General features: G+C 43.2%; 24 protein-coding genes and 1 pseudogene. 22 read left to right on the top strand and 3 right to left on the bottom strand.

Features of this window, described 5'->3' with window-relative positions:
• The 3 genes and pseudogenes from Xedl_RS23880 to dld form a co-directional block, all read left to right on the top strand.
• Positions 1–107, top strand: a pseudogene (locus Xedl_RS23880) (IS5/IS1182 family transposase); the annotation flags it as partial.
• Positions 108–693: 586 nt separating this feature from the next.
• On the top strand, positions 694–2,079 hold the full coding sequence (locus Xedl_RS00500) for an APC family permease (RefSeq protein ID WP_074022116.1): 1,386 nt from the start codon (positions 694–696) through the stop codon (positions 2,077–2,079).
• A 187-nt stretch (positions 2,080–2,266) separates the two neighbouring features.
• Positions 2,267–4,012 (top strand): D-lactate dehydrogenase, encoded by a 1,746-nt coding sequence (gene dld / locus Xedl_RS00505; protein WP_074022117.1) that lies wholly within the window; start codon positions 2,267–2,269, stop codon positions 4,010–4,012.
• 92 nt (positions 4,013–4,104) lie between these two features.
• Here the strand turns inward: dld and sbcB are convergent, their stop codons facing one another.
• Entirely contained in the window at positions 4,105–5,535 is a 1,431-nt protein-coding gene (gene sbcB / locus Xedl_RS00510; RefSeq protein WP_074022118.1) for an exodeoxyribonuclease I, read from the bottom strand.
• Between the two features lie 367 nt (positions 5,536–5,902).
• Here sbcB and tmaR point away from each other — a divergent pair, with 367 nt between their 5' ends.
• Positions 5,903–6,223, top strand: a complete 321-nt coding sequence (tmaR, locus tag Xedl_RS00515) for a PTS system regulator TmaR (RefSeq protein ID WP_074018717.1) — start codon at positions 5,903–5,905, stop codon at positions 6,221–6,223.
• A 112-nt stretch (positions 6,224–6,335) separates the two neighbouring features.
• Here tmaR and rne read toward each other — a convergent pair whose 3' ends face one another.
• Positions 6,336–9,554, bottom strand: coding sequence for a ribonuclease E (rne, locus tag Xedl_RS00520; protein WP_074022119.1), 3,219 nt, complete (start codon positions 9,552–9,554; stop codon positions 6,336–6,338).
• A gap of 554 nt (positions 9,555–10,108) precedes the next feature.
• Here rne and rluC point away from each other — a divergent pair.
• Positions 10,109–11,065: a 23S rRNA pseudouridine(955/2504/2580) synthase RluC gene (rluC, locus tag Xedl_RS00525; protein ID WP_074022120.1), complete on the top strand. Its 957-nt coding sequence runs from the start codon at positions 10,109–10,111 to the stop codon at positions 11,063–11,065.
• On the opposite strand, the gene Xedl_RS00530 is transcribed toward rluC, so the two are convergent.
• A complete protein-coding gene (locus Xedl_RS00530) occupies positions 11,059–11,652 on the bottom strand; it encodes a Maf family protein (protein WP_074022121.1) in 594 nt (197 codons plus the stop codon). The two genes, rluC and Xedl_RS00530, sit on opposite strands and share 7 nt — an antisense overlap.
• 145 nt (positions 11,653–11,797) lie before the next feature.
• Here Xedl_RS00530 and yceD point away from each other — a divergent pair, with 145 nt between their 5' ends.
• From yceD to nagZ, 17 genes are all read left to right on the top strand, one after another.
• Complete coding sequence (gene yceD / locus Xedl_RS00535; RefSeq protein ID WP_074022122.1) at positions 11,798–12,322, top strand: 23S rRNA accumulation protein YceD; 525 nt, start codon at positions 11,798–11,800, stop codon at positions 12,320–12,322.
• A 12-nt stretch (positions 12,323–12,334) separates the two neighbouring features.
• Positions 12,335–12,505, top strand: a complete 171-nt coding sequence (gene rpmF / locus Xedl_RS00540; protein ID WP_004253223.1) for a 50S ribosomal protein L32 — start codon at positions 12,335–12,337, stop codon at positions 12,503–12,505.
• A 29-nt stretch (positions 12,506–12,534) separates the two neighbouring features.
• A complete protein-coding gene (gene plsX / locus Xedl_RS00545; RefSeq protein WP_074022123.1) occupies positions 12,535–13,587 on the top strand; it encodes a phosphate acyltransferase PlsX in 1,053 nt (350 codons plus the stop codon).
• Positions 13,588–13,593: 6 nt separating this feature from the next.
• Positions 13,594–14,547, top strand: coding sequence for a beta-ketoacyl-ACP synthase III (locus Xedl_RS00550; RefSeq protein ID WP_074022124.1), 954 nt, complete (start codon positions 13,594–13,596; stop codon positions 14,545–14,547).
• 18 nt (positions 14,548–14,565) lie between these two features.
• Entirely contained in the window at positions 14,566–15,495 is a 930-nt protein-coding gene (gene fabD / locus Xedl_RS00555) for an ACP S-malonyltransferase (protein WP_074022125.1), read from the top strand.
• Between the two features lie 11 nt (positions 15,496–15,506).
• On the top strand, positions 15,507–16,241 hold the full coding sequence (gene fabG, locus Xedl_RS00560; protein WP_074022126.1) for a 3-oxoacyl-ACP reductase FabG: 735 nt from the start codon (positions 15,507–15,509) through the stop codon (positions 16,239–16,241).
• A gap of 150 nt (positions 16,242–16,391) precedes the next feature.
• Positions 16,392–16,628, top strand: a complete 237-nt coding sequence (gene acpP / locus Xedl_RS00565; protein WP_012989255.1) for an acyl carrier protein — start codon at positions 16,392–16,394, stop codon at positions 16,626–16,628.
• A gap of 74 nt (positions 16,629–16,702) precedes the next feature.
• Complete coding sequence (gene fabF, locus Xedl_RS00570) at positions 16,703–17,944, top strand: beta-ketoacyl-ACP synthase II (protein WP_074022127.1); 1,242 nt, start codon at positions 16,703–16,705, stop codon at positions 17,942–17,944.
• 81 nt (positions 17,945–18,025) lie between these two features.
• Positions 18,026–18,853 (top strand): aminodeoxychorismate lyase, encoded by an 828-nt coding sequence (gene pabC, locus Xedl_RS00575; RefSeq protein ID WP_074022128.1) that lies wholly within the window; start codon positions 18,026–18,028, stop codon positions 18,851–18,853.
• A gap of 36 nt (positions 18,854–18,889) precedes the next feature.
• Positions 18,890–19,915: an endolytic transglycosylase MltG gene (mltG, locus tag Xedl_RS00580; RefSeq protein WP_074022129.1), complete on the top strand. Its 1,026-nt coding sequence runs from the start codon at positions 18,890–18,892 to the stop codon at positions 19,913–19,915.
• Positions 19,912–20,544 carry a dTMP kinase gene (gene tmk / locus Xedl_RS00585; RefSeq protein WP_074022130.1) on the top strand — a complete coding sequence of 211 codons (633 nt, stop codon included), beginning with the start codon at positions 19,912–19,914 and terminating at the stop codon, positions 20,542–20,544. Before mltG ends, tmk begins: the two co-directional genes overlap by 4 nt.
• Positions 20,545–20,577: 33 nt before the next feature.
• Entirely contained in the window at positions 20,578–21,576 is a 999-nt protein-coding gene (holB, locus tag Xedl_RS00590; protein ID WP_074022131.1) for a DNA polymerase III subunit delta', read from the top strand.
• Between the two features lie 14 nt (positions 21,577–21,590).
• Complete coding sequence (locus Xedl_RS00595) at positions 21,591–22,376, top strand: metal-dependent hydrolase (RefSeq protein ID WP_074022132.1); 786 nt, start codon at positions 21,591–21,593, stop codon at positions 22,374–22,376.
• Positions 22,377–22,429: 53 nt separating this feature from the next.
• Positions 22,430–22,780: a purine nucleoside phosphoramidase gene (gene hinT, locus Xedl_RS00600; protein ID WP_074022133.1), complete on the top strand. Its 351-nt coding sequence runs from the start codon at positions 22,430–22,432 to the stop codon at positions 22,778–22,780.
• A 53-nt stretch (positions 22,781–22,833) separates the two neighbouring features.
• Positions 22,834–23,403 (top strand): penicillin-binding protein activator LpoB, encoded by a 570-nt coding sequence (gene lpoB, locus Xedl_RS00605; protein ID WP_074022134.1) that lies wholly within the window; start codon positions 22,834–22,836, stop codon positions 23,401–23,403.
• Entirely contained in the window at positions 23,366–24,280 is a 915-nt protein-coding gene (locus tag Xedl_RS00610; RefSeq protein ID WP_244149647.1) for a phosphotransferase, read from the top strand. Before lpoB ends, Xedl_RS00610 begins: the two co-directional genes overlap by 38 nt.
• 39 nt (positions 24,281–24,319) lie before the next feature.
• Positions 24,320–25,330 carry a beta-N-acetylhexosaminidase gene (nagZ, locus tag Xedl_RS00615; protein WP_074022135.1) on the top strand — a complete coding sequence of 337 codons (1,011 nt, stop codon included), beginning with the start codon at positions 24,320–24,322 and terminating at the stop codon, positions 25,328–25,330.
• Positions 25,331–25,488 lie beyond the last annotated feature (158 nt).

Genomic DNA, 25,488 nt, shown 5'->3' on the forward strand with positions numbered 1-25,488 from the left:
AACATTTTCGTGCAATAGCAACAAGATACGATAAGCTTGAACGGAATTACGCCAGTATGTTGGCTCTGGCGTTTATCATTGTCTGGTTGCCCATGTGGGTTGAATGAATTATGACCTTAAAACATCAACAGACCCTAGCAAAAAATCATAATTAAATGGTAAATAGTTTTCCTCTGTGCTAAAAACTTGTCAAAAGCCAATCAACGGATATGATGGCATTAGTTTCAGCACTAACTCAGTAAGAGCCTGCATCATAAGGCTCTGTAGTGTCGTAAAAAATAATGAATTTTTAGTGTTATCACGCTTGCTATTTCTGGTCTTGAAGTGCAAAATGCGTGCACTAAAAATAACTGGTGCGTAAATATGCACCAGTTATTTTTTTTGCTTTGAATTATTTTTTACAACACCAAGAGGCCGGATTCTGTTCCGGATCGATATTGACCACAAGCAACCATTATTGAAACAGGGTTGCTGTACTGAGGAATGCAAATATGGAGCAATTATTCTCTTTTGCACTTGTGCCAATCGGCGCTCGTTGCTGCAACGATGACTATGGAGCACGCTCTTCTGTCAATTCACCATTTTCCAATTCTTCTTTCTTTTCTGTTTATAGACAGATGCGAAGTCTGCCCAGTAACTATCGATTAAGTAGTTGTATCAGTACCCAGATCGAAGTTATGGGAGGTTTTGCTCATGTTGCATAATACCACCACCCCTACTGCACTTGGTATTAATCAAGCCAGTTCTGACAACCGCGTTCAACTGAGAAGAACATTGACTTTGTTCCAGGTAGTCATGATGGGGCTTGCCTATCTGCAGCCAATGACTATTTTTGATACATTTGGAATTGTTTCTGGTTTGACCGGTGGGCATGTTGCGACCTCTTATGCTATTGCATTGACCGCAATTTTATTTACAGCATTAAGTTATGGAAAATTAATAAAGCGTTTTCCATCGGCGGGTTCTGCTTATACCTACGTACAAAAATCAATGAACCCCCATCTTGGATTTATGGTAGGTTGGTCTTCTTTACTGGATTATATGTTGATGCCGATGATCAATGTGTTATTGGCAAAGATTTACCTACAGGCTTTGTTCCCTGGTATTGAACCATGGATCTTTGTGGTCATGCTGACTGTACTTATGACAATCATCAATCTGAGTGGCATCAATGTCGTTGCTAATATCAATAGCATCGTTGTGATTGTCCAGATTGCTGTTATGGTAATACTTGTTGGGCTAATGATCCGTGGTGTTTATAATGGAGAAGGTGCAGGAACGTTACTGAGTATTCAGCCATTTACATCAGAGGAAGCACAATTAATTCCGATGATTACTGGCGCGACAATACTTTGCTTCTCATTTCTTGGGTTTGATGGCATTAGCTCTTTGTCGGAAGAAACACCAAATGCAGGTAAAGTTGTCCCTAAAGCGATTTTCCTGACTGCATTAATTGGTGGTATGATCTTTATTGCAGTATCTTATTTCTTACAGCTCTATTTCCCTGATATTTCTCGGTTTAAAAACCCAGACGCTTCCCAGCCAGAAATTATTCTTTATGTTGCTGGTGCGTTATTCCAATATGTGATTCTCATATTCTCCAGTGTCACGGTAATGGCTTCAGGTATGGCTGCACATGCAGGTGTATCTCGTTTGCTCTATGTTATGGGACGTGACGGTGTACTGCCTGAAAAAATATTTGCCTATATTCACCCTAAATGGCGTACTCCGGCAATCAACGTGGTATTGGTTGGCATAATCGCCTTGTCAGCATGTTGGTTGGAGCTAGTGACGGCTACGGCACTAATCAATTTTGGTGCGTTGGTTGCCTTTACGTTCGTTAATTTATCAGTGATTTCTCAATTCTATATTCGTGAACGTCGTAATAATACCTTGAAAGACACCTTGAATTTCCTGATCTTGCCACTTCTTGGTGCTGCAACCGTGGGGGTTTTATGGGTGAATTTAGAATCAAATTCTATGGAGTTAGGCTTGATCTGGGGAGGCATTGGTCTTATTTACATGTTTTTCCTGACTCGTAGCTTTCGTCAACCCATGCCGCAGTTTACTGAATCATAATTAGAAAACATCTTAGGTTACTGCTATTACTAAAAAACAGCATCGTCAGGTGCTGTTTTTTTATTTGAAATAACAAAGGAGAGTGTAAATTATACAAATCTTGGCAAAAAGCATCATATAATAAAAAACTTTCCATGCCTGTTTTCATTAAAAGCTTGTCTGGCCTGAGTGAGGTAAGAGAACTATTATGAATGATGCTAGAAATTCCCAAAATCAGCGATTAATCACCACTCTCACGAATATTGTTGGATCTTCTCATATTCTCACTGAACCTCGAAAAACGGAACGTTATCGCAAAGGCTTCCGTTCTGGGCAAGGGGATGCTCTTGCAGTTGTATCTCCGGGTTCATTATTAGAACAGTGGAAAGTATTTAAAGCCTGTGTTGAAGCTGACAAAATTATTTTGATGCAGGCTGCTAATACTGGATTAACGGAAGGGTCAACACCGAGTGGCAATGATTATGACCGCGATATCATCATTATTAGTACCTTACGAATGGATAAAATTCAGGTTCTTCAATCAACGAACCAAGTTATTGCGTTCCCTGGTAGTACGTTGTGGCATTTGGAAAAAGTGTTAAAACCATTGGGACGTGAACCACACTCAGTGATTGGTTCGTCCTGTATTGGTGCATCCGTTATTGGGGGAATATGTAATAACTCAGGGGGCTCTTTGGTTCAGCGTGGGCCAGCTTATACTGAAATGGCGCTTTATGGCCGTGTTAATGAGAAAGGCGAAGCTGAATTGATTAACCACTTGGGAATATCGTTGGGTGATCAACCTGAAGATATTTTGACTTGTCTGGAAGAACAACGTTATCGAACCGAAGATATTCAGCATAATGACAGAGTTGCATCTGATCATGAATATTCACAGCGTGTACGGGATGTTGAGGCAGATACACCATCACGATTCAATGCGGATGAACGCAGACTGTTTGAAGCCTCTGGCTGTGCGGGTAAATTGGTTGTTTTTGCTGTTCGACTTGATACTTTTCCGGCAGAACCATCTTCGCAGGTTTTTTATATCGGCACGAATCAACCCGAAGTATTGACCGAATTGCGTCGTCATATCCTATCGAATTTTCAGCATTTGCCAGTTGCCGGGGAATATATGCATCGGGATATATTTGATATCGCAGAAATATATGGGAAAGACACTTTTGTCATGATTGATAAATTAGGCACAGATAAAATGCCAATGTTTTTTAATTTGAAAGGACGAATCGATGCCATATTAGGTAAGGTGCCATTTTTACCGGTACATTTAACAGATCGTGTTATGCAGGGAGTGAGTCGTTTATTACCCTCCCATTTACCCGCGCGCCTGAAAGAATATCGAGATCGTTTTGAACATCACTTAATGCTGAAAATGTCAGGCGAAGGTATAAAAGAGGCGAGTGAATGGCTGGAAAATGACTTTAGGCAGGTTGATGGGGAGTATTTTGTTTGTACCCCAGAAGAAGGGGCGAAAGCATTTTTGCACCGTTTTGCAGCCGCCGGAGCAGCTATTCGTTACCAGGCTGTTCATAGCGATGAAGTGGAAGATATTTTGGCATTGGATATTGCCTTGCGGCGTAATGATCGTGAATGGCTTGAAACCTTACCAGCCGACATCAATGAAGCATTAGTTCATAAATTATATTACGGGCACTTTATGTGCTATGTATTCCACCAGGACTATATTGTTAAAAAGGGCACAGATATCCATGCATTGAAAACAAAAATGCTGGAAATTTTGCATCAGCGCGGAGCTGAATACCCTGCCGAACATAACGTTGGTCACTTGTATAAAGCTAAACCCCAGCTTAAGCATTTCTATCAATTTATTGATCCCACTAATACCTTAAATCCGGGAATTGGGAAAACCTCCAAGCTAAAAAATTGGGGGGGAGAATGTGGTTGTCAAGTTGCTGACCATTCACATGATTAGTTTGCTTTGATTACGGAGTAAAAAGAGAAGAAGACAAAACATCGGTGCTCGTCTTCTTCTCTTTTATTGGACAGAGAATTTATATAAAAGCCTTATCCGGCTATTTGGATTGCATAATCAACCAATGCTTTTAACTGGCGGCATTTTTCTTCATCGGACTGATATTCAATAAAAAGTGCTTCAATAGCTGCAAGGTATTGACTGATATTTTCCGGTGTTAATGTATCCTGCCGATGACGTAACCAGCGTTGTTGTTCGTCATCATCTAAGGTTGCTGGATAATTTCTCGCCCGATAGCGGAATAACAGCGGCTTAATGCGTGCATCATGGAACGTTAAATCCAGGGCAGGCAAGTTCTGGGGAGATGTTTCCCTGATAATTTCCATTGCTGTTTTATCGGCATCGCTGAAAAAATCGCTGTATAGTTTAGTATCGACATTATCAGATTCTGGAAATGCTTCTGGATGGGAAAATAGTTCAACAATTTTCTCTCTGATTTGCGGATTATTGCGCAAGATAGCCAGATTTTGTGCACATCGGTTGCGATCTAATCCCACTCGCTCTGCATCTTTTGGCCGCAAGGTATTTTCTGGCGCAAGGATTGGGCATTTATTAATGTGCACGAGTTTAATTGGCACTGGGCTTTGATCTGGCTGTAATTCATCCCGTCGGGTATACAAGCGCTCGCGTAATTCATTGACGCTGAGTTCCAAAAGTGGAGTGATATCGCCAGCCAAATCGCACATGATAACCGCATTACGGTTACTCGGATGCCACGCCAAGGGAGCAACAAGGCTGACATTGCTGCGCAGACGCCCAAACATGCCTGATACATGCACTAAAGGTTTCATTTGTGGGATATCAATTTGATGACTGACTTTCTGTTTATTTCTTAACTGGAAAAAGTAATCAAACAGTTTAGGTTGAGCTTTTTTTACCAGCTTTGCCATTGCGATAGTGGCATAAACATCGGACATAGCGTCATGAGCATGAGTATGCTCAACTCCATTGGCTTTTGTCAGGTGTTCTAATCTGAAGCTAGGTAGCCCCTCCTCATTGTCTGGCCAGACAATACCTTCTGGACGCAATGCATAGCAGGCGCGTAATACATCGAGCAAATCCCAGCGAGAGTTGCCTTTTTGCCAGCTATAGGCATAAGGATCGTAAAAGTTACGATAGAAAATATTGCGGCTGACTTCGTCATCAAAACGGATGTTGTTATACCCAAGAATACATGTATTGGGTTTGCTGAATGCCTCGTGGATTTGTCGGGCGAATTCGGCTTCATTAACGCCTTTTTTCAAGGCCAACTGGGGGGTAATTCCTGTGATCATGACAGCTTCAGGATCGGGAAGATAATCGTCAGCGGGAGCACAATACACCACTAAAGGCTCTTCAATAATATTGAAATCATTGTCAGTGCGAACTCCTGCAAATTGTGCTGGGCGATCTAAGGCCGGATGTTTACCGAAAGTTTCATAATCATGAAAGTAGAAACTTTGGTTTTCTTTATTGGTATTCAAGGTTGTGTATTCTCCGCTATCGCCAATTTAATTACGATTAATCAATGAATTATTATTTCTATTGGTATCACATTTATCTAACTCTTTGCTAGGCTGCACACCAAAGACGCTCATTCTCGATGACGTTAACTTACGGTTATACATGGTAAACCATAATAAGATTTGAGCGAAACAGTTCGTATGGCTATCCAAACTCAAACTTACCGTTGCCGTGGCGGTTGTTGTTCACCGGATATATGGGAAAAGAAATTTGAGCCAGAAATGTATCTGAAAGGGAGTTTGTATCAATAAATTGTTGAAACTGACTTGTCTATGCGCTACTTGAAATTGTATTGTGTATATCGGTCTGATTAAAAAGGTGTAAAAAATGGACAACACAAATAAACCAACATTCCAAAATGTACTGGAATTTGTGCGTATATTTCGTCGCAAAAACAAATTACAGCGCGAAATTGTAGACAATGAGAAAAAGATCCGAGATAACCAAAAACGTGTACTTCTGCTTGATAACCTGAGTGACTACATAAAACCAGGAATGTCGATTGAAGATATTCAAGGAATTATTGCCCATATGCGCAGTGATTATGAAGAGCGCGTTGATGAATATATCATCAAAAATGCCGAGCTATCTAAAGAACGCCGTGAGTTATCCAAAAAACTTAAGGCAATGGATGGTGGAGTTAAGTAAGTTTTGTTGTTTAAAAGGTATTAACCACGCCTAATGGCGTGGTTATTTTTCTATATATAAAAAAATGGCTCCCCTGAATTGGGAGCCATTTGATTCAAATCACAGTATCCAATTATTCGAATGGCTGTGGTTTAGACATAGCAGAAGTTGCAATATTTGTTGCGGAATGTCCACCTGCGCCGCCTTTGCCTTTGAATGGGAAAGCAGGGCGTTGCCATTCAGTAATAATCACCGGCTTAGCCATCATATCTGGTGCTGGTGCCTTCGTCATTGGGGAATAAGCATGATGATATTTTTCCACGATAATCGAAGACTCAACAACTTTTTCCTTTTCCGTTTTAACTTCCTCTGCCTTAGAGCATGTTTCCGTTGCGACAGATGGCTGTTCTTCATGATGTTCCTGTTCAACAATCGACGTCATAACGATGGGAGCCGCAGTGTGAGGCATTTTTTCAGAATCAGGTGATATTAGAATCTGTGACTCTTCATCCCTTAAAATTTCTGACCAATGTTTCTCATCATGATTGATGGCAGCTTCCACGCTAGCAGGTTCCGCATTATTCTCAGTGATGTTGTCTTGTCGCTCTGCTACTTTCAGTTCTGCTGTTTCGACATGAGCCACTGTTGTAGTTGGCGCCGATTCTGTGACTGATGGCATCAGAATCGCTTTTTCCTGCTGTACAGGTAGTGTCTTTTCTTCAACCGTTTCGCTAATTACATCAACAGAAGCGGGGATTTCAGGTACATTAATTGTCACAGGAGTAACAGGATAACGAACCCATACTTTGCCTGATGCCAGTTCTGGCGATACAACAGCCATGTTCAATGGTACTGGTGATTGGGTCAGATTGCGTTCATCACGGTAGCGACGACGACGTTGACCGCTGACACGCAAGTGGCGTGGAGAACGGCGGGAACGACGAGGCATTGTGTTGTCTTGCTGTTCATTGTTTTGTGAGTTAATAGCTTGTGAATTAACCGCTTGTGAAACCGAAACTGCGGCTGATGATGCAGCATGTCGGGGATCTGCATGTTGTGGCATTTCAGCTTGGTTAGCTGCCTCAACATGAGTATCAATAACGGCTGGTACAGGCGCTTTTGCCTCTTTATGAACGTTTTCTGATACAGGTTCAGGCATCATAGCAGGTAAGGCCACAATGTTGGTTTCTTGTTTCAGTTCGTCAGTGATACGTACCTTTTGCTCAAGCTGGCGGCGTTGACGGCGAGGCATGACTGGCTGACGCTCTTCAATTTCTTCTTCGACAATGTCAGGTCGATTGATTGTTTGTTGAGCTTTAGCTTCCAGTTGTTGCTGCCGTTTTTCTTCTTGACGACGACGTTGACGTTCAGCACGTTGTTCACGGCGTTGCTGCTGCTGTGCTTCACGAGCTTCGTTATCCAGCACAGTGCTATCCTGAACATTATTTTTCTGTTGGATATTACGGCTCTTACGTTGTTCATCACGTTCACGGTTATTGCGTGTTTCACTTTCGCGACGCTGATTCTGACGGCGTGGGTTACGACGTTCTGATGAGCGGCGATTATCATTGCCAGCCGATTTTTTGCCCTTTTCTTGGGTTTGCTTCTCTTCTTCACCGCTGAACATCTTTTTCAGGGCACTTAAGAAGCGGCTGAACAAACCAGCTTTTTCTGTCTGTTTCTGGTTATTGGTAACGACCTTTTTCTCTTTTGTTTTTACTTTTGCTGCTGCCGGTGCTGTTTCTGCTGGCAGATCAAAAGTTGAAATGGCAGGTTGCTCTGGACGTTTGCGTTCATGCTGAACCTCGTCCTGAATATTTGTCATTTCCGCTTCATGCAATTGTGGAAGCAGATAGCTCAAAGCTGAAATTTCTTCGCCTTTACGTACACGTAAGACAGAGAAATGTGGAGTTTGCATTTGATCATTTGGAACAATGACAACGCCAACACCACCTTGACGATGCTCAATGGCACTGACTGCCTGACGTTTTTCATTCAGTAAGTAGGAAGCGATCTGTACAGGAACAATGGCATGAACCTGATGTGTGTTCTCTTTCAGCGCTTCTTCTTCGATTAAACGCAGAATTGACAGGGACAGTGATTCGTTATCACGAATAGTTCCGGTGCCGCTACAACGCGGGCAGACATGGTGGCTGGATTCACCCAAAGATGGGCTTAAACGTTGGCGCGACATCTCAAGTAAGCCAAAACGGGAAATTCGGCCGATTTGAATACGAGCACGATCTTGCCGCACAGCATCACGCAGCCGGTTTTCAACTTCGCGCTGATGACGCACTGGAGTCATATCAATGAAATCGATAACAATAAGACCACCGAGGTCACGCAGACGCAATTGGCGTGCAATTTCATCAGCCGCTTCCAGATTGGTATTAAATGCTGTTTCTTCAATATCACCACCGCGAGTTGAACGGGATGAGTTGATATCGATAGCCGTTAAAGCTTCAGTCGTATCAATGACCACAGAGCCGCCGGAAGGCAACCGAACTTCACGCTGGAAGGCCGATTCGATTTGCGATTCTATTTGATAATGGCTGAACAGGGGAACTTCACCACTGTACAGTTTGATTTTACTGGCAAAATCTGGGCGTCCCAGTGCAGTGATGTGCTGACGCGCCAAATCAAGGATTTTAGGGTTGTCGATCAAGATTTCCCCAATATCTGGGCGCAGATAATCACGGAATGCGCGCACGATAACATTGCTTTCCTGATGGATCAGGAAGGGCGCTGGGTGGCTGTCTGCGGCTTTTTTAATGGCTTCCCAGTGTCTCAGGCGAAAGTTTAAATCGCCCTGCAAAGATTCGGCAGATTTGCCAACGCCAGCAGTACGTACGATAAGCCCCATGCCTTCTGGAACCTCAAGAGAAGAAAGCGCTTCTTTTAATTCGATACGGTCATCACCCTCAATACGGCGAGAAATTCCGCCTGCCCTTGGGTTATTTGGCATCAAAACTAAGTAGCTGCCTGCTAAACTGATAAAGGTTGTTAAAGCGGCACCTTTGTTGCCTCGTTCTTCTTTATCAACCTGGACGATGACTTCCTGGCCTTCTTTAAGGATATCCTTAATATTAGGGCGACCATGAGAGTGATAATTACTTGGGAAATATTCGCGAGCAATTTCTTTTATGGGGAGGAAACCATGACGTTCCGCTCCGTAATCAACGAAAGCAGCTTCCAAGCTAGGTTCAATTCGAGTAATTTTACCTTTATAAATATTTGCCTTTTTCTGCTCGTGTCCAGGGCTTTCAATATCCAAATCATAAAGACGTTGCCCATCAACAAGGGCAACACGCAACTCTTCCTGCTGGGTTGCGTTGATTAACATTCTTTTCATTCAAACTTACTCATTATTTTTTACATTAATATAGAGCTGCGAGTAAAAAAGAGGTGAGCTACTAGTGACCGATGGCCTCGTGTCTTTTACAAAACCGTCAGCCTCACGGCTATCGTCTGTATAGAGGCGCCTATTTGTCGGCGAGTCCGAATTTCATTTGAATACAGTACTCTTTATTGGGATGCTGTAATAAATAGGTACAGATTTTGCCCAATCCAGTAAGCTGCCACCCGCAGCCCATAAATTATTTGATAGAACATTACGTCTTATGCCATTGCTGCGTTTTGCTCGATCAAACAGATAACAAACAATTTCAATCTTGCCATTCATAGTTTAGTAAACCGTGGGCAGAAAGCATTATTCCATTGCTATTGGGGTGATAGCAAGGTGACTTTATCGCTTTACGGTTTTTTTATTAGGAAATAGTGATAAGTTGTTAATATTTAGTCTTTATCCTAAGTCACTTGGAACAATAAAATAGGAATAATGAATATTATTTAGACATAGTTAAAAATGAGTGGCGCTCTGTTGGTTGGATTATTAGAATCTTGCCCATGAAAACAGATAATCAAATTGTACAGTTTGTCACGATTGATGACGAATATGCCGGTCAGCGAATTGATAACTTTTTACTGACCCGTTTAAAAGGTGTACCTAAAAGCTTGATCTATCGGATCTTGCGTAAAGGTGAAGTTCGAGTTAACAAAGGAAGAATCAAGCCTGAATATAAATTGACAGCAGGTGATGTCATCAGAATACCGCCGATCAGAGTTGCAGAAAAACAAGAAACAGCTATCTCTATCAAGCTGGATAAAGTTGCGATTCTGGCGGAGTGTATCTTGTATGAAGATGACCATATTTTAGTCATAAATAAACCTTCAGGAACCGCAGTACATGGCGGCAGTGGTCTGAGTTTTGGTGTAATAGAAGGGTTACGAGCTTTGCGTCCTGAAGCACGCTTTCTTGAACTAGTACATCGGCTTGATCGCGATACATCGGGTATTTTGTTGATTGCGAAAAAACGTTCTGCATTACGCGCACTGCATGAACAATTGCGCTTGAAACAGATGCAAAAAGACTATTTGGCGCTAGTGCGTGGGCAATGGCAATCCCATTGTAAAGTAGTAGAAGCCCCTTTATTGAAAAACACCCTGCAAAGTGGGGAAAGGGTGGTCAAAGTCAGTAAAGAAGGCAAACCGTCTGAAACACGTTTTAAAGTTGAAGAACGGTATGCGTTTGCGACATTGGTGCGAGCGAGCCCAGTGACGGGGCGAACCCACCAGATCCGCGTGCACACTTTACATACTGGTCATCCCATTGCGTTTGATGATCGTTATGGTGACAGAACATTTGATGCCCAGCTTGCAGAAACAGGGCTTAACCGATTGTTCTTGCATGCCAGCTCATTAAAGTTTACCCATCCATCCACGGGAGAAACACTACGTTTCGAAGCCCCAATGGACGATAGGTTGCGAAAATGTTTAACAAAATTGCGGCATAATAATCATTGAGAACATACCGTCAGTGGGTTTATCCCCTGACGGATAAGCATCGCTGTTAAAGTGATTAGTGGTAAGCCGATAAGTGTGTTTGGATCTTTGCCGTCAAGTTTTTCGAATAATGTAATACCTAAGCCTTCGCTTTTAAAACTACCAGCGCAATTGAAGGGCTTTTCTTTGTTTAGATAATGAATAATTTCTGTTTCTGTCAGATCTCTGAAATAGACATGGAATAGCTCACAACGAGTATCAACCCTCTCTGTTTTGCTATTGAATAAGGTAATGCCGGTATAAAAAGTGATACATTTTCCACTGGCTTTTTTCAATTGTAAGAAAGCATTCTCAAAATTATGGGGTTTGCCGGTAATCTTATCATCTAAAACACAAACTTGATCTGACGCTACAATTAGATGATTAGAGTACTCCTGCTGTAATGCGCGGGCTTTTGCATGTGACAGCCGCATAACTAATTGTTTTGCACTTTCATTTTCCAGTGGACTTTCATCAATATTGGGAGAAGCACAGGTAAAAGGTAATCCTAACTTTTCTAGTAATAGGCGGCGATATTCGGAAGTTGACGATAAAACAATCGGAAGCATCTTTTTTTCCATAAAATACGTAGAGAAATATTTGTAGGCATTTTAAACTATACGTCGCTTAATAAGCGAATATTTGACGGAAAGGCGCAGATGTGTGGCCTTTTTCTTTGACTATGTCTCATTACAAAGATAATATGCGCGCCTTATGCAAAAGGTAAAATTACCCCTGACCATCGATGCACTTCGAGCAGCCCAGAAAAGATTGGATTACTATGGTAGTTATTCTGCTGGGCAGGTTTCTCGTCTTACAGAGTCCGTGGTCAGTGTGGATAGTGATGTAGATAGCTCATTATCATTTGAAATTGATAATCAGCGTCTGGCAGTTGTAAAAGGGCATTCTGAAGTGGATGTTACGCTTACCTGTCAGCGTTGTGGCAGTAATTTCAGTCATCATGTTCACACAACGTATTGTTTTAGCCCGGTCGTCAATGATGAACAGGCTGAGGCATTACCGGAAGAGTATGAGCCAATAAACGTTAACGAATTTGGCGAAATAGATTTGCTGGCAATGATTGAAGATGAAATAATTCTATCTCTGCCGGTGGTTCCGGTACATGATTCTGAACACTGTGAAGTGTCCGACGCGGATATGGTGTTTGGTACACTGCCTCCTGAAGCAGAAAAACCAAACCCGTTTGCCGTATTAGCCAGTTTAAAGAAAAGTACTTAAGGAGTAAGGTCAATGGCCGTACAACAGAATAAACCAACTCGTTCCAAGCGTGGTATGCGTCGTTCTCATGACGCACTGACTGCAACACTTGTCTCTGTAGACAAAACTTCTGGTGAAACTCACCTGCGTCATCACGTGACTGCTGATGGCTACTACCGTGGCCGCAAGGTAATCAACAAGTAATTTCAGCTAACTATTAGCAAGTTGATATCTTGGCTAATCTAACCTTAGCGTTAGATGCTATGGGTGGGGACTTTGGTCCTCACGTTACAGTGCCTGCTGCATTGCAGGCACTGGCATCTAATCCACAACTGAAGCTATTGTTGGTCGGCAATCCCGAAACCATCTCTCCTTTGCTTGCAAATCAAAATGCCGAGCTGCTTAGCCGTTTACAAATTGTTCCGGCGGAACATGTCGTTTCCAACGATGCAAGGCCATCTCAGGCCATCCGTTCCAGTCACGGAACTTCGATGCGTATAGCACTAGACTTAGTTAAATCAGGCAAAGCACGGGCTTGTGTCAGTGCGGGAAATACAGGTGCTTTGATGGGATTGGCTAAATTGATGCTGAAATCCATTGAAGGCATTGAGCGGCCTGCTTTGATGACAGTGATACCTAATCTAAAACAGCAGAAGACAGTTGTATTAGATTTAGGCGCTAATATTAATTGTAATAGTCGCATGTTGGTTCAGTTTGCGATTATGGGTGCCGTCATGGCAGAGTATGTTGTTGGTGTGGCGAATCCGCGTGTTGCGTTACTCAATATTGGGGAAGAGGAATCCAAAGGGCTGGATAATATCCGCGAAGCCGCTATAACCTTGCGTAATATCCCAACGATTAATTATATCGGATATGTGGAAGGAAATGAGTTACTGACGGGAAAAACGGACGTACTCGTATGTGACGGCTTCGCAGGTAATGTTACGCTAAAGACGATGGAAGGTGCGATCAGAGTGATCCTTTCTCTGGTAAAGTCACCGGATGGTCAGCAGAAACAATCATCTTGGTTAATGAAACTCTTCAAGATGAAGATAGTTAAAAAATGGTTGTTAAGACAGATAACTAAACGATTTGGCCATCTCAACCCTGACCAGTATAACGGAGCAACGTTATTAGGTTTGCGTGGCATCGTCATAAAAAGTCACGGTGCTGCCAATGAACATGCTTTCAAAGCGGCTATTGATCAAGCCATTCAAGCTATAGAGAAGCAGGTTCCAGACAGAATTGCTGCCCGGCTGGATGCAGTATTACCCAAGAGTGAATAAACATAAATGTATACAAAGATCTTAGGTACGGGCAGTTATTTGCCTGCGCAGGTGCGTACAAACGCAGATTTAGAAAAAATGGTAGATACGTCTGACGAGTGGATTGTCACTCGCACGGGCATTCGTGAACGCCGTATTGCGGCTGAAGATGAAAACGTTGCAATTTTGGGCTTCAAGGCTGCTGAAAAGGCCATTGAAATGGCGGGCATCGATAAAGCACAAATTGACTTAATCGTTGTTGCCACAACAAGCTCAACTCACGCCTTTCCAAGTGCGGCTTGCCAAATTCAGCAATTATTGGGCATTCAAGGCATTGCGGCTTTTGACGTTGCGGCGGCATGTGCTGGTTTTACTTACGCATTGAGCGTTGTAGATAAATTTGTTAAAACGGGTGCAGCTAAACATGCACTGGTGATCGGTTCTGACATTATTTCAAGAGTTGTCGATCCTAAAGATCGCAGTACAGTGATTCTTTTCGGCGATGCCGCAGGAGCGATGGTAGTCGGGGCTTCAGAGGAACCTGGTATCCTATCCACCCATCTTCATGCTGATGGCCGTTATGGCGAATTGCTATCATTGCCTCATCAAAGTCGAGTGAAGTGTGATACACCAGAATATGTGACGATGGCTGGCAATGAAGTCTTTAAAGTTGCAGTGCGTGAATTAGCGAATATTGTTGATGAAACATTAGAAGCTAACCATCTGCCTCACTCCCAGCTTGATTGGCTAGTACCTCATCAGGCGAATTTGCGTATCATTGCGGCAACGGCCAAGAAATTAGATATGACAATGGATAAGGTGGTTGTGACTTTGGATCGTCATGGCAACACCTCGGCAGCATCTGTTCCGACTGCATTCGATGAAGCGGTACGTGATGGAAGAATCCAACGCGGCCAACTTATTTTACTTGAAGCATTTGGCGGTGGCTTTACCTGGGGCTCAGCGCTGGTACGTTTTTAATTTAACAGGAAAATAAACATGTCTGATTTTGCAATGGTGTTTCCCGGTCAAGGTTCTCAATCTCTGGGGATGTTGGCAGATTTAGCCGCAGAGTTTCCACTGGTTGAACAAACGTTCGCAGAGGCTTCTGCGGTTTTGGGATATGATTTATGGGCATTAGTTCAACAAGGACCCGTGGAAGAACTGAACAAAACCTGGAAAACTCAACCTGCATTGCTGGCTGCTTCAGTGGCGATTTGGCGTGTATGGCAGGAGAAAGGTGGTAAAACACCATCCATAATGGCAGGTCATAGCCTTGGCGAATACTCTGCGCTGGTTTGTGCTGGTGTGATTGAATTCCAGCAAGCCGTTAAACTTGTTGAGTTGCGTGGGAAGTTGATGCAGGAATCTGTACCAGAAGGGCTGGGAGCAATGTATGCCATTATCGGTTTAGATAATGAATCCATTGCAAAGGCATGTGCGGAATCAGCGCAAGGTCAGATTGTTTCGCCAGTTAATTTCAATTCTCCTGGGCAGGTGGTTATCGCAGGTGAAAAAGAAGCTGTAGAGCGTGCGGGAGCTGCATGTAAGGCCGCTGGGGCAAAACGCGCATTGCCATTATCCGTTAGTGTGCCTTCACACTGTGCGCTGATGAAACCTGCCGCTGAGCAACTGGCGGCTGCACTGCAAGACGTTGAGTTTAACCAGCCACAATTTCCTGTCGTGAATAACGTCGATGTAAAAGTAGAAAAATCTGCTGACGCGATGCGGGACGCGTTGGTGCGTCAGTTGTATAATCCAGTGCGTTGGACAGAATCAGTTGAATATATTGCAGAGCTTGGGGTTGAACAATTGGTGGAAATCGGACCAGGTAAGGTACTCACTGGGTTAACGAAACGTATTGTTGATACTTTAAGTGCTGTAGCAGTAAATGATGTATCATCACTCACAGTTGCTCTGAACAAATAACTGGGGAAAACATGAGCTTTGATGGAAAAATTGCACTGGTCACTGGTGCGAGCCGTGGCATAGGTCGCGCGATTGCAGAATTATTGCTTGAACGTGGTGCACGTGTTATTGGCACCGCAACCAGTGAGCAGGGAGCTGAAGCAATCAGTGCCTTCCTTGGTGATAAAGGCAAAGGTTTTGTACTAAATGTCACAGATTCAGAATCTATTGAAAATGCACTATCGAATATTCGTGCTGAATTTGGTGAAATAGACATTTTAGTTAATAATGCAGGCATCACTCGTGATAACTTGTTGATGCGCATGAAAGATGATGAGTGGCAAGATATTGTTAACACTAATCTTTCTTCAATTTTTCGTCTGTCAAAAGCAGTAATGCGCTCTATGATGAAAAAACGTTATGGACGTATTATTTCCATTGGCTCTGTTGTTGGAACAATGGGAAATGCGGGACAGGCAAATTACGCGGCAGCGAAAGCAGGGGTTATTGGTTTTAGTAAATCATTGGCTCGTGAAGTCGCTTCCCGTGGCATCACTGTTAACGTTGTTGCACCTGGTTTTATCGAAACTGATATGACCAAAGCGTTGACAGACGAACAACGTGCGGGTATTGCTGCTGGAATACCTGCTAATCGTCTTGGTGATGCAAAGGAAATTGCCAGTGCTGTAGCGTTTCTTGCTTCTGACGAGGCCGCTTACATCACGGGTGAAACATTACATGTCAATGGTGGCATGTACATGATCTAAAAATGAGCGAACCCACTGTTTTTGATGTATTTTTTATACAAAAAAAGCAGATTGTGGTTCGACCAGCCGGGATTTGGTTGCATCTTTTCCTGTATTTTATAAACTACGAAAACCATCGCAGAAGCGAGTTTTGATAGGAAATTTAATAGTATGAGCACTATCGACGAACGCGTTAAGAAAATCATCGTTGAACAACTGGGTGTTAAAGAGGAAGAAGTTGTGAACACAGCTTCATTTGTTGATGACTTGGGCGCTGATTCTCTTGACACAGTTGAACTGGTAATGGCTCTGGAAGAAGAGTTCGATATCGAGATCCCAGACGAAGAAGCTGAAAAAATCACTACAGTTCAAGCTGCTATTGACTACGTTGAAAACGCAGGTAAATAAGCATACATACCTAGGCGGTCGTTCGACCGCCTATGTTTTTCGTCCCAAATTTTTTCCCTCCCTGGAGGATAACCGTGTCTAAGCGTCGAGTAGTCGTGACCGGACTAGGCATGTTATCTCCTGTCGGCAATACAGTAGAGTCTTCTTGGAACGCTGTTTGTGCCGGACAGAGTGGTATCGGCCTTATCGAACATTTTGATACCTCTAACCATGCAACGAAGTTTGCAGGTTTAGTGAAGAATTTTAATCATGAAGATTTCAATATTTCGCGTAAAGAAGCACGAAAGATGGATCTCTTCATTCAGTATGGTATTGCTGCGGGCAAACAAGCCATTGAAGATGCAGGAATCGAAGTAACAGAAGCCAATGCTAGCCGCTTTGGTGCTGCTATTGGTTCTGGTATTGGTGGATTGGGTCTGATCGAAGAAAATCACAGTACACTGTTATCGGCAGGGCCTCGTAAGGTCAGCCCATTCTTTGTACCTTCAACCATCATTAATATGGTGGCAGGCCATTTGAGCATCCTTTATGGCCTGCGTGGTCCGAGCATTTCCATTGCAACTGCCTGTACTTCTGGCGTACATAATATAGGCCATGCAGCTCGCATTATTGCCTATAATGATGCTGATATTATGCTGGCAGGTGGTGCAGAAAAAGCGAGTACTGAGTTTGGCGTTGCTGGATTTGGTGCTGCCCGTGCATTGTCAACCCGTAATGATGATCCTGAAGGTGCAAGCCGTCCTTGGGATAAAGATCGTGACGGTTTTGTTCTGGGCGATGGTGCAGGGGTTGTTGTGCTTGAAGAGTATGAGCACGCAAAAAAACGTGGTGCAAAAATCTATGCTGAAGTTGTTGGCTTTGGCATGAGCAGTGACGCTTACCACATGACATCGCCTCCTGAAGATGGCGCAGGTGCTGCTTTAGCGATGCAAAATGCCCTGAAAGATGCGGGAATTTCACCAGAACAAGTGGGTTACATCAATGCTCATGGGACTTCAACCCAAGTTGGTGATATTGCGGAAGCGCGTGCAGTGGAATCTGTTTTTGGTGAAGGCACTAAAGTATTGGTGAGTTCCACCAAATCAATGACAGGCCATTTGTTGGGTGCAGCAGGGGCAATTGAATCTATTTTCACTGTTCTTTCTCTGCGTGATCAGATTATTCCTCCAACCATTAACCTGGAGAATCAGGATGACAATTGTCGTCTGGATTTAGTTCCAGGTAAAGCGCGCAACGTGGAAGGAATGGAATACGCATTGTGTAACTCTTTTGGTTTCGGTGGCACCAACGGGTCATTGATTTTCCGCAAGATCTAAAATCACTTTGTGTTCATGAAAAGTGTTTATGAAAAGCCCCAGCAAATGTTGGGGCTTTTTTATCAAAAATAAGAAGTTAACATGACGTATTGGATTAATGGTAATCAGTGCGATCATATCCCTGTTAATGATCGTGCGGTACAGTTTGGTGACGGCTGTTTTACCACAATAAGGGTTGAGCAAGGGTTGCCAGCTTTGCTACCTTTGCACATAAAACGATTGCAGAAAGGTGTTGAAAAACTCTTTATGCCAGCACTGGATTGGTTCCAACTTGAGAACCATATTAAACAGGTAGTGAAAGGGTGTGGATCCGGTGTGTTGAAAGTCATTCTTTCCAGAGGTTCGGGAAACCGTGGCTATGGTTTTACTGATACGATTGAGCCTACACGGATCTTGTCTCTGAGTTCATATCCTGAACGATATATTACTCAGCGTCAAACAGGTGTGTCATTGACCCTTAGTCCCGTTCCAATGGGAATTAATCCCTATCTGGCGGGTATTAAGCACTTAAATCGTTTGGAGCAGGTTTTAATTAAACGGTTCATTGAACAATCTGGAGCAGATGAAGCCCTGGTACTTGATAGTGATGGTTTATTGGTTGAATGCGGTACTGCCAATATTTTCTGGCGAAAAGGAAAAAATGTTTATACGCCTGACCTTAACCAGTGCGGGGTGGAAGGCATCATGCGACAGAAGATCATTGAATTGTTGGCGAAAAGTGATTATCACTTATTTTGTGTTATGCGTTATCCCGAAGCTTTGGCTTATGCAGATGAAGTGATTATCTGTAATTCCTTAATGCCAGTGGTACCAGTAAGCCAAATTCAAGCGCATAAAAATCAACCTGAGTGGAAATATCAATCAAGAGAGTTGCATGAATATTTATTACCTGAATGTTTAAAAGTTTAGTGAGTATTCAGAAGCACCAATAAAAGTGATTATCGAATGAAACTAAAAAAGCGCATTTTCATTCTGCCTGGATTGTTGATTGCGATTGTTGTGATGGTATTTTTTTCTTTTATGAAGAAAATCGAGAACTTTGCTGATCAAGAGATTAATCTTAGTCAAGAGCTGATATTTACTGTGCCGGCGGGAACTGGACGAGCTGGACTGGAAGCCTTACTGATTCAGGATAGATTGATTGAAGATAACCAATTACTGCCATGGTTATTTCGCGTTCAGCCAGATCTGGCGAAGTTTAAAGCCGGAACTTACCGCTTGCAAAAAGGCATGTCCTTAAAGGCTGTTCTGCAATTATTTTCCAGTGGCAAAGAAGCTCAATTTGCTATTCGCTTTGTTGAAGGTAGTCGTCTTTCTGATTGGTCAAAAATATTGCAGAGTGCGTCATACTTAAAACATGAAATAGAAAACAAGACATCGAAAGAGCTGCTTGATGCTTTAGGCATGAAAGAGGCTGAGTCACTGGAAGGCTGGTTTTATCCTGATACCTATCTGTATACAGCAGGCACGAGTGACGTGGAATTGCTTAAACGAGCCCATAACAAAATGAAAACAGTCGTCGGGCAGGAATGGGAAAACAGGGAAAAGAACCTACCATATAAAAGTGCCTATGAAATGTTGATCATGGCCTCCATTATTGAAAAAGAGACGGCAATTGAAGCTGAACGAACCAAAGTTGCCTCTGTTTTCGTGAATCGTCTACGGTTAAAGATGAGACTGCAAACTGATCCGACAGTGATTTATGGATTAGGGGAGAAATATACGGGGACGATTTTTCGCAGCAATCTCAACACACTTACACCATACAATACTTATATGATTGATGGGTTGCCACCAACACCTATCGCCATGCCTGGTTTGGCTTCCATTAAGGCAGCAGCGCATCCTGCTGTCACAGAATATTTATATTTTGTGGCGAATGGCGATGGGGGGCACACATTCACCACCAATCTGGTAGCACATAATAAGGCAGTAAGCCTTTATCGCCAAAGGTTAAAGCAGGATAAATGAGTAGCAAATTTATTGTCATTGAAGGGCTTGAGGGTGCTGGAAAAACAACAGCAATCCAAACAGTGGTTGAAACCTTGAAACAGCAGGGTATTTCTGATTTGGTTCTTACCCGTGAACCTGGCGGGACACCGTTAGCAGAAAAATTACGTGAGTTGATTAAGCAAGGGGTTGAAGGCGAATCCCTGACAGATAAAGCAGAACTATTAATGTTATATGCCGCCAGAGTTCAATTGGTGGAGAATATTATTAAGCCGGCTTTGGCAAAGGGAACCTGGGTCATTGGTGATCGTCATGATCTCTCTTCCCAGGCTTATCAGGGAGGCGGCCGAGGTATCGATCAGCACTTAATGGCATCACTACGCCAAGCGGCATTGGGCGATTTTTCTCCGGATTTAACCCTTTATCTTGATGTGCCTCCAGAAGTGGGCTTACAACGTGCTCTTGAGCGCGGAGAATTGGATCGGATTGAAAAGGAGTCCTTAGACTTCTTCCAGCGTACCCGTACAAGGTATCTCGAACTTATGGCGAAAGATGACAGTATCAAAAAGATTGATGCAACCCAACCGCTGGAAAGCGTACAGGATGATATTCGCCATACCTTACTTGCCTGGTTAAAGAACATTGGTTAAAGAACATTGACTAAAAGTACAGAAAATTCAGGTATGAATTGGTATCCGTGGCTTAATCATGCATACCGTCAGTTAGTTGAACTCCATCAACAAGGGCGTGGGCATCATGCTATTTTGTTTCATGCTTATGTGGGAATGGGCGCTGATGCATTATTGTATGGTCTGAGCCGTTGGCTAATGTGTCAGAATAAACAGGGCATTAAAAGCTGTGGCAAATGTCACGGCTGTCATTTGATGTTGGCGGAAACGCATTCGGACTGGCATGTTCTTGCTCCTGAAAAGGGGAAAAATGCCATTGGGGTCGATGCAGTACGTCAACTCAGCGAGAAGCTCTATGAATATTCTCAGCAAGGGGGCGCTAAAATTGCCTGGATCACATCCGCAGAATCCCTGACGGATGCTGCTTCTAACGCCCTATTAAAAACGTTGGAAGAGCCGCCGCAAAACACGTACTTTTTGTTGCAATGTCAAAGCCCTGTAAACTTGCTGGCAACATTACGCAGCCGCTGCTTTTACTATTTTATTCCGGTTCCTGAATCCTCAATGGGGCTTTATTGGCTACAAAAACAGCTTCCAACGCTATCCTCTTTGGATGCACAAACAGCATTAAGGCTTTCTCAGGGAGCGCCATTGGCAGCGGAGCAGCTACTCCAAACTGAAAAATGGCAGCAGAGGAGTTCACTTTGCCAGGCGATTGAACAGGCATTACCTAAGTGTGATACCCTGTCACTTTTACCATTATTGAATCGTGATGATGTGCAGCAATCTTTGCATTGGTTGATCAGCCTATTATCCGATGCAGTGAAATGGCGGCAGCAGTCGCAGAATTACTGTATTAACCAGGATCAGCAGTCTTTGATTCATTATCTGGCTTCTAGCCAAAGTATAGAAACATTATTAAATTCCGTTGATGATTGGGTACACTGCCGTCATCAATTATTATCTGTGGCGGGAGTCAATCGGGAATTGTTGCTAACGGAGCAATTACTCAATTGGGAAAGACAATTTTGCCCTGCACAGTCACTTAGTTAGATACGAGCAATATTATGTTTTTAGTTGATTCGCATTGTCATCTCGATTGCCTTGATTATGAAACGCTGCACCAAAGTGTAGATGATGTTGTGGCGAAAGCGGCTGAGCGGGATGTGAAATATATGTTGGCGGTGGCAACCACGTTGCCTGGTTTCCGGCAAATGAAGGAATTGATTGGCCAGCGGGAAAATGTCGCGTATTCCTGTGGCATCCACCCATTGAATTTGGATGAAGGTTACGATTTCGAAGAACTTGCCCGACTGGCTGCGGATGAAGAAGTTGTCGCAATGGGGGAAACGGGTCTGGATTATTATTATCAGCAAGAAAATGCTGAACTCCAGAGAACTTCATTTCGTGAACATATTCGCATTGGCCGTGAATTACATAAGCCAGTGATTGTGCATACCCGTGACGCAAGAGACGATACCTTGATGGTTTTGCGGGAAGAAAAAGTACAAGATTGTGGTGGTGTGTTGCACTGTTTCACGGAAGATAAAGAAACGGCAAGGGCTTTGCTGGATTTGGGTTTTTATATCTCTTTTTCTGGTATTGTCACCTTCCGTAATGCCGAACAGATCCGTGAGGCGGCAAGATTTGTGCCACTCGATCGCATTCTGGTAGAAACTGATTCACCTTATCTGGCACCGGTTCCCCATCGAGGTAAACAGAATCAGCCGGCTTATGTACGTGATGTTGCTGAATATATGGCAGTATTGAAAGGTGTCAGTATTGATGAATTGGCGGCGGTGACGACAAGAAATTTTTGTGAACTGTTTCATATCAATATTAAAGAAAACTAAGTGAGTCATGTCACACGGTGTTTTTAGGCCTCACAATAAACAGGAGAAGTAAAATGGCAGAAGAAACTATTTTTAGTAAAATCATCCGTCGAGAAATTCCTTCTGATATTATTTATCAGGATGATTTGGTCACTGCGTTCCGCGATATTTCCCCTCAGGCACCAACCCATATTTTGATCATACCTAATGTACTGATCCCAACGGTTAATGATGTTACCGCTGATCATGAACTTGCCTTGGGACGTCTGTTTACCGTAGCAGCAAAAATAGCAAAAGAAGAAGGCATTGCAGAAGATGGCTATCGCCTGATCATGAACTGTAATCGCCATTCTGGACAGGAAATTTTCCATATCCACATGCACTTAGTGGGTGGACGTCCATTGGGACCGCTATTAGCAAAATAATAACCTCATTTATGAATATCGGTACAAAGTAGTGATGTAACTGGAGTAGATTAATGAAAAGAATTCTCTTTGTTATGCTATCAGCAATGTTGCTGGCGAGTTGTGTCGTTACAGAAACACAGCCGCCTGCTCCTGTTACACCGGTGGAGCCAAAGAAAAAACCGGAACCGTCGGTAAGGCCATCAGAAAAAGTTCCTCAACCGCCTAAAATTCAATCTATTAATTGGGATAGTATCGTTCAGCCGTTAGCTGATCAGATGATTAATGCTAATGGTGTGGAAGCGGGGAAATTACTGCTTGTTGATTCGGTCAAGAACAACACTAATGGCTCATTGCGAACCCTGAAAGCCACAGATGTGATCACAAGTGTCATCAGCAATAAACAGGTTTTTCAGGTTGTACCGAAATCTCAGGTTCATTTAGCCAGACAGGCGTTAGGGTTATCATCGGAAGATAGTCTGGGATCGCGCAGTAAGTCCATTGGATTGGCACGTTATTTAAACGCCGATTATGTTCTCTATTCTGCTGTCTCCAATAATCATGGTCAGCGTGAACTGGAGATGCAGTTAATGCTGGTTAAAACGGGTGAAATACTTTGGTCAGGTCGTGGTGACGTTAACTAACAGTCATATTTTAACTAACGACGATGCTTTGCTCAGGATGCTATGTCAGTTATGGCCTGATATGCCCGTAGGCTCTTGGGAAATTAGGCCATTAACGGGTTTGACACAGGGAAGTTACTATATTGCTAATACCACCACAAATGAAGTGCGCCAGATGGTTGGACGCGCGCAAACACCGCAGAATGAAATGCTCGGTGTGGATCGCCAACGAGAAAATCAGATCTTGCGGCGGTTATCTTCCAGCGGTATTGCGCCTAAGGTAGTGGCTATGCACGGAAACTGGCTGTTGCTTGAGTGGTTCACTGGGACAAAAGTAAAACCAGGCACATTGAATCAGCCAGCTTTACAGCAACCCTTGGCTCAAACTCTTGCTATTCTTCATAGTCACTCTCCATTGGGTTATCCCCTTCAATTAAAAAAACAAATTGCATTTCAGTGGCAGCAGATTGACAGAAGACGCTTATCTCCTCGTTGGTTACGCCTGCACAAATCTTTTATGGCAGCCAGATTACCCACCGTACTAAAAATAGCGCCTGCCCATATGGATGTTCACTCGGATAATCTATTACTGACTGAAAAAGGGTTAAAATTGATTGATTGGGAGTATGCTGCGGATATCGATATCGGCTTTTCACTGGCTGTACTATTCAAGGGAAATCAATGGGATGAGGTACAGCAAAACACTTTTTTGGATTATTATTGTACCCAGGCATCAGGATATTCAGATATCCAATTATTACAGCAACAAATTAAGCGATGGGAGCCTTGGGTCATCTATATGATGTTGATGTGGTATGAAGTGCGCTGGCAGCAGACGAGAGACCAACAATTTTTGTCGCTGGCACATCCCTTACGCCAGGCTTTTAACCTGTCGTAATGAATCTAATAACCAATATAAAGAGAAGTGAGGAAGGCTATGGGGCCAGTAATGTTGGATGTTGTTGGCTATGAATTGGATAACGAAGAGCGCGAAATTCTACAGCACCCATCAGTGGGTGGCTTAATTTTGTTTACCCGCAACTTCCACGATCCAGAGCAATTACGTGAACTGGTGCGCCAAATTCGCACAGCTTCCCGCCACCGTCTGGTGGTGGCGGTTGATCAGGAAGGCGGACGTGTTCAGCGTTTTCATGAGGGTTTTACGCGTTTACCTGCGGCACAATCTTTTGCTTGTGTACATGACATGTTGATGGGGGCACATCTGGCAAAAGAATCTGGCTGGTTAATGGCATCAGAAATGATCGCTATGGATATCGATATCAGCTTTGCGCCAGTATTGGACTTAGGACATCAATGTACAGCAATTGGTGAACGTTCATTCCATGAAGAGCCTGAGCCAGCGATGATAATGGCCGAAAAATTCATCCAAGGAATGCACTCTGCGGGCATGAAATCGACGGGAAAACACTTTCCAGGACATGGCGCCGTGACGGCTGATTCCCATAAAGAAACACCAAGGGATAACCGTTCTATGGATGCCATTAGCTGCCATGATATGGTGATTTTCCGCGATTTTATCCAGCGTAACTTGCTGGATGCCATTATGCCTGCGCACGTTATTTATCCTCAGATAGATCACCGTCCTGCCAGTGGTTCACCCTATTGGTTAAAATCCATCCTGCGTGAACAATTAGGATTTAAAGGCATTATTTTTTCCGATGATTTGTCGATGGAAGGCGCAGCAGTGATGGGCAGTTATGCTGAACGGGCTACAGCATCATTAGAGGCCGGTTGTGACATGATCTTAGTGTGCAACAATCGAGAAGGCGCGGTCAGTGTGCTGGACAACCTGCCGATAATTGAATCATCCAAGGTTAAACGGTTATACCATCAAGGCAAACAACTTAGTCTGGAAGATTTACAGAAATCTGAACGTTGGCAAAAGGCTAACCAGGCGTTACAGAGTTTGTGTGAACAATTTTTGTGATTGATGTCTAATTAATCAAAAGAGTTTGGTTGTGATTATTTTTGGTATGACCAACAGACCTGCCATGATATTCTGGAGATATTTGCAATATGAAATTTGTTTAGCTTGAAGTTATTTAAGGACGTTATTTAAGGTTTTTTACTCAAAGAAACGAACTT

The sequence above is a fragment of the Xenorhabdus eapokensis genome (genome assembly GCF_001908105.1).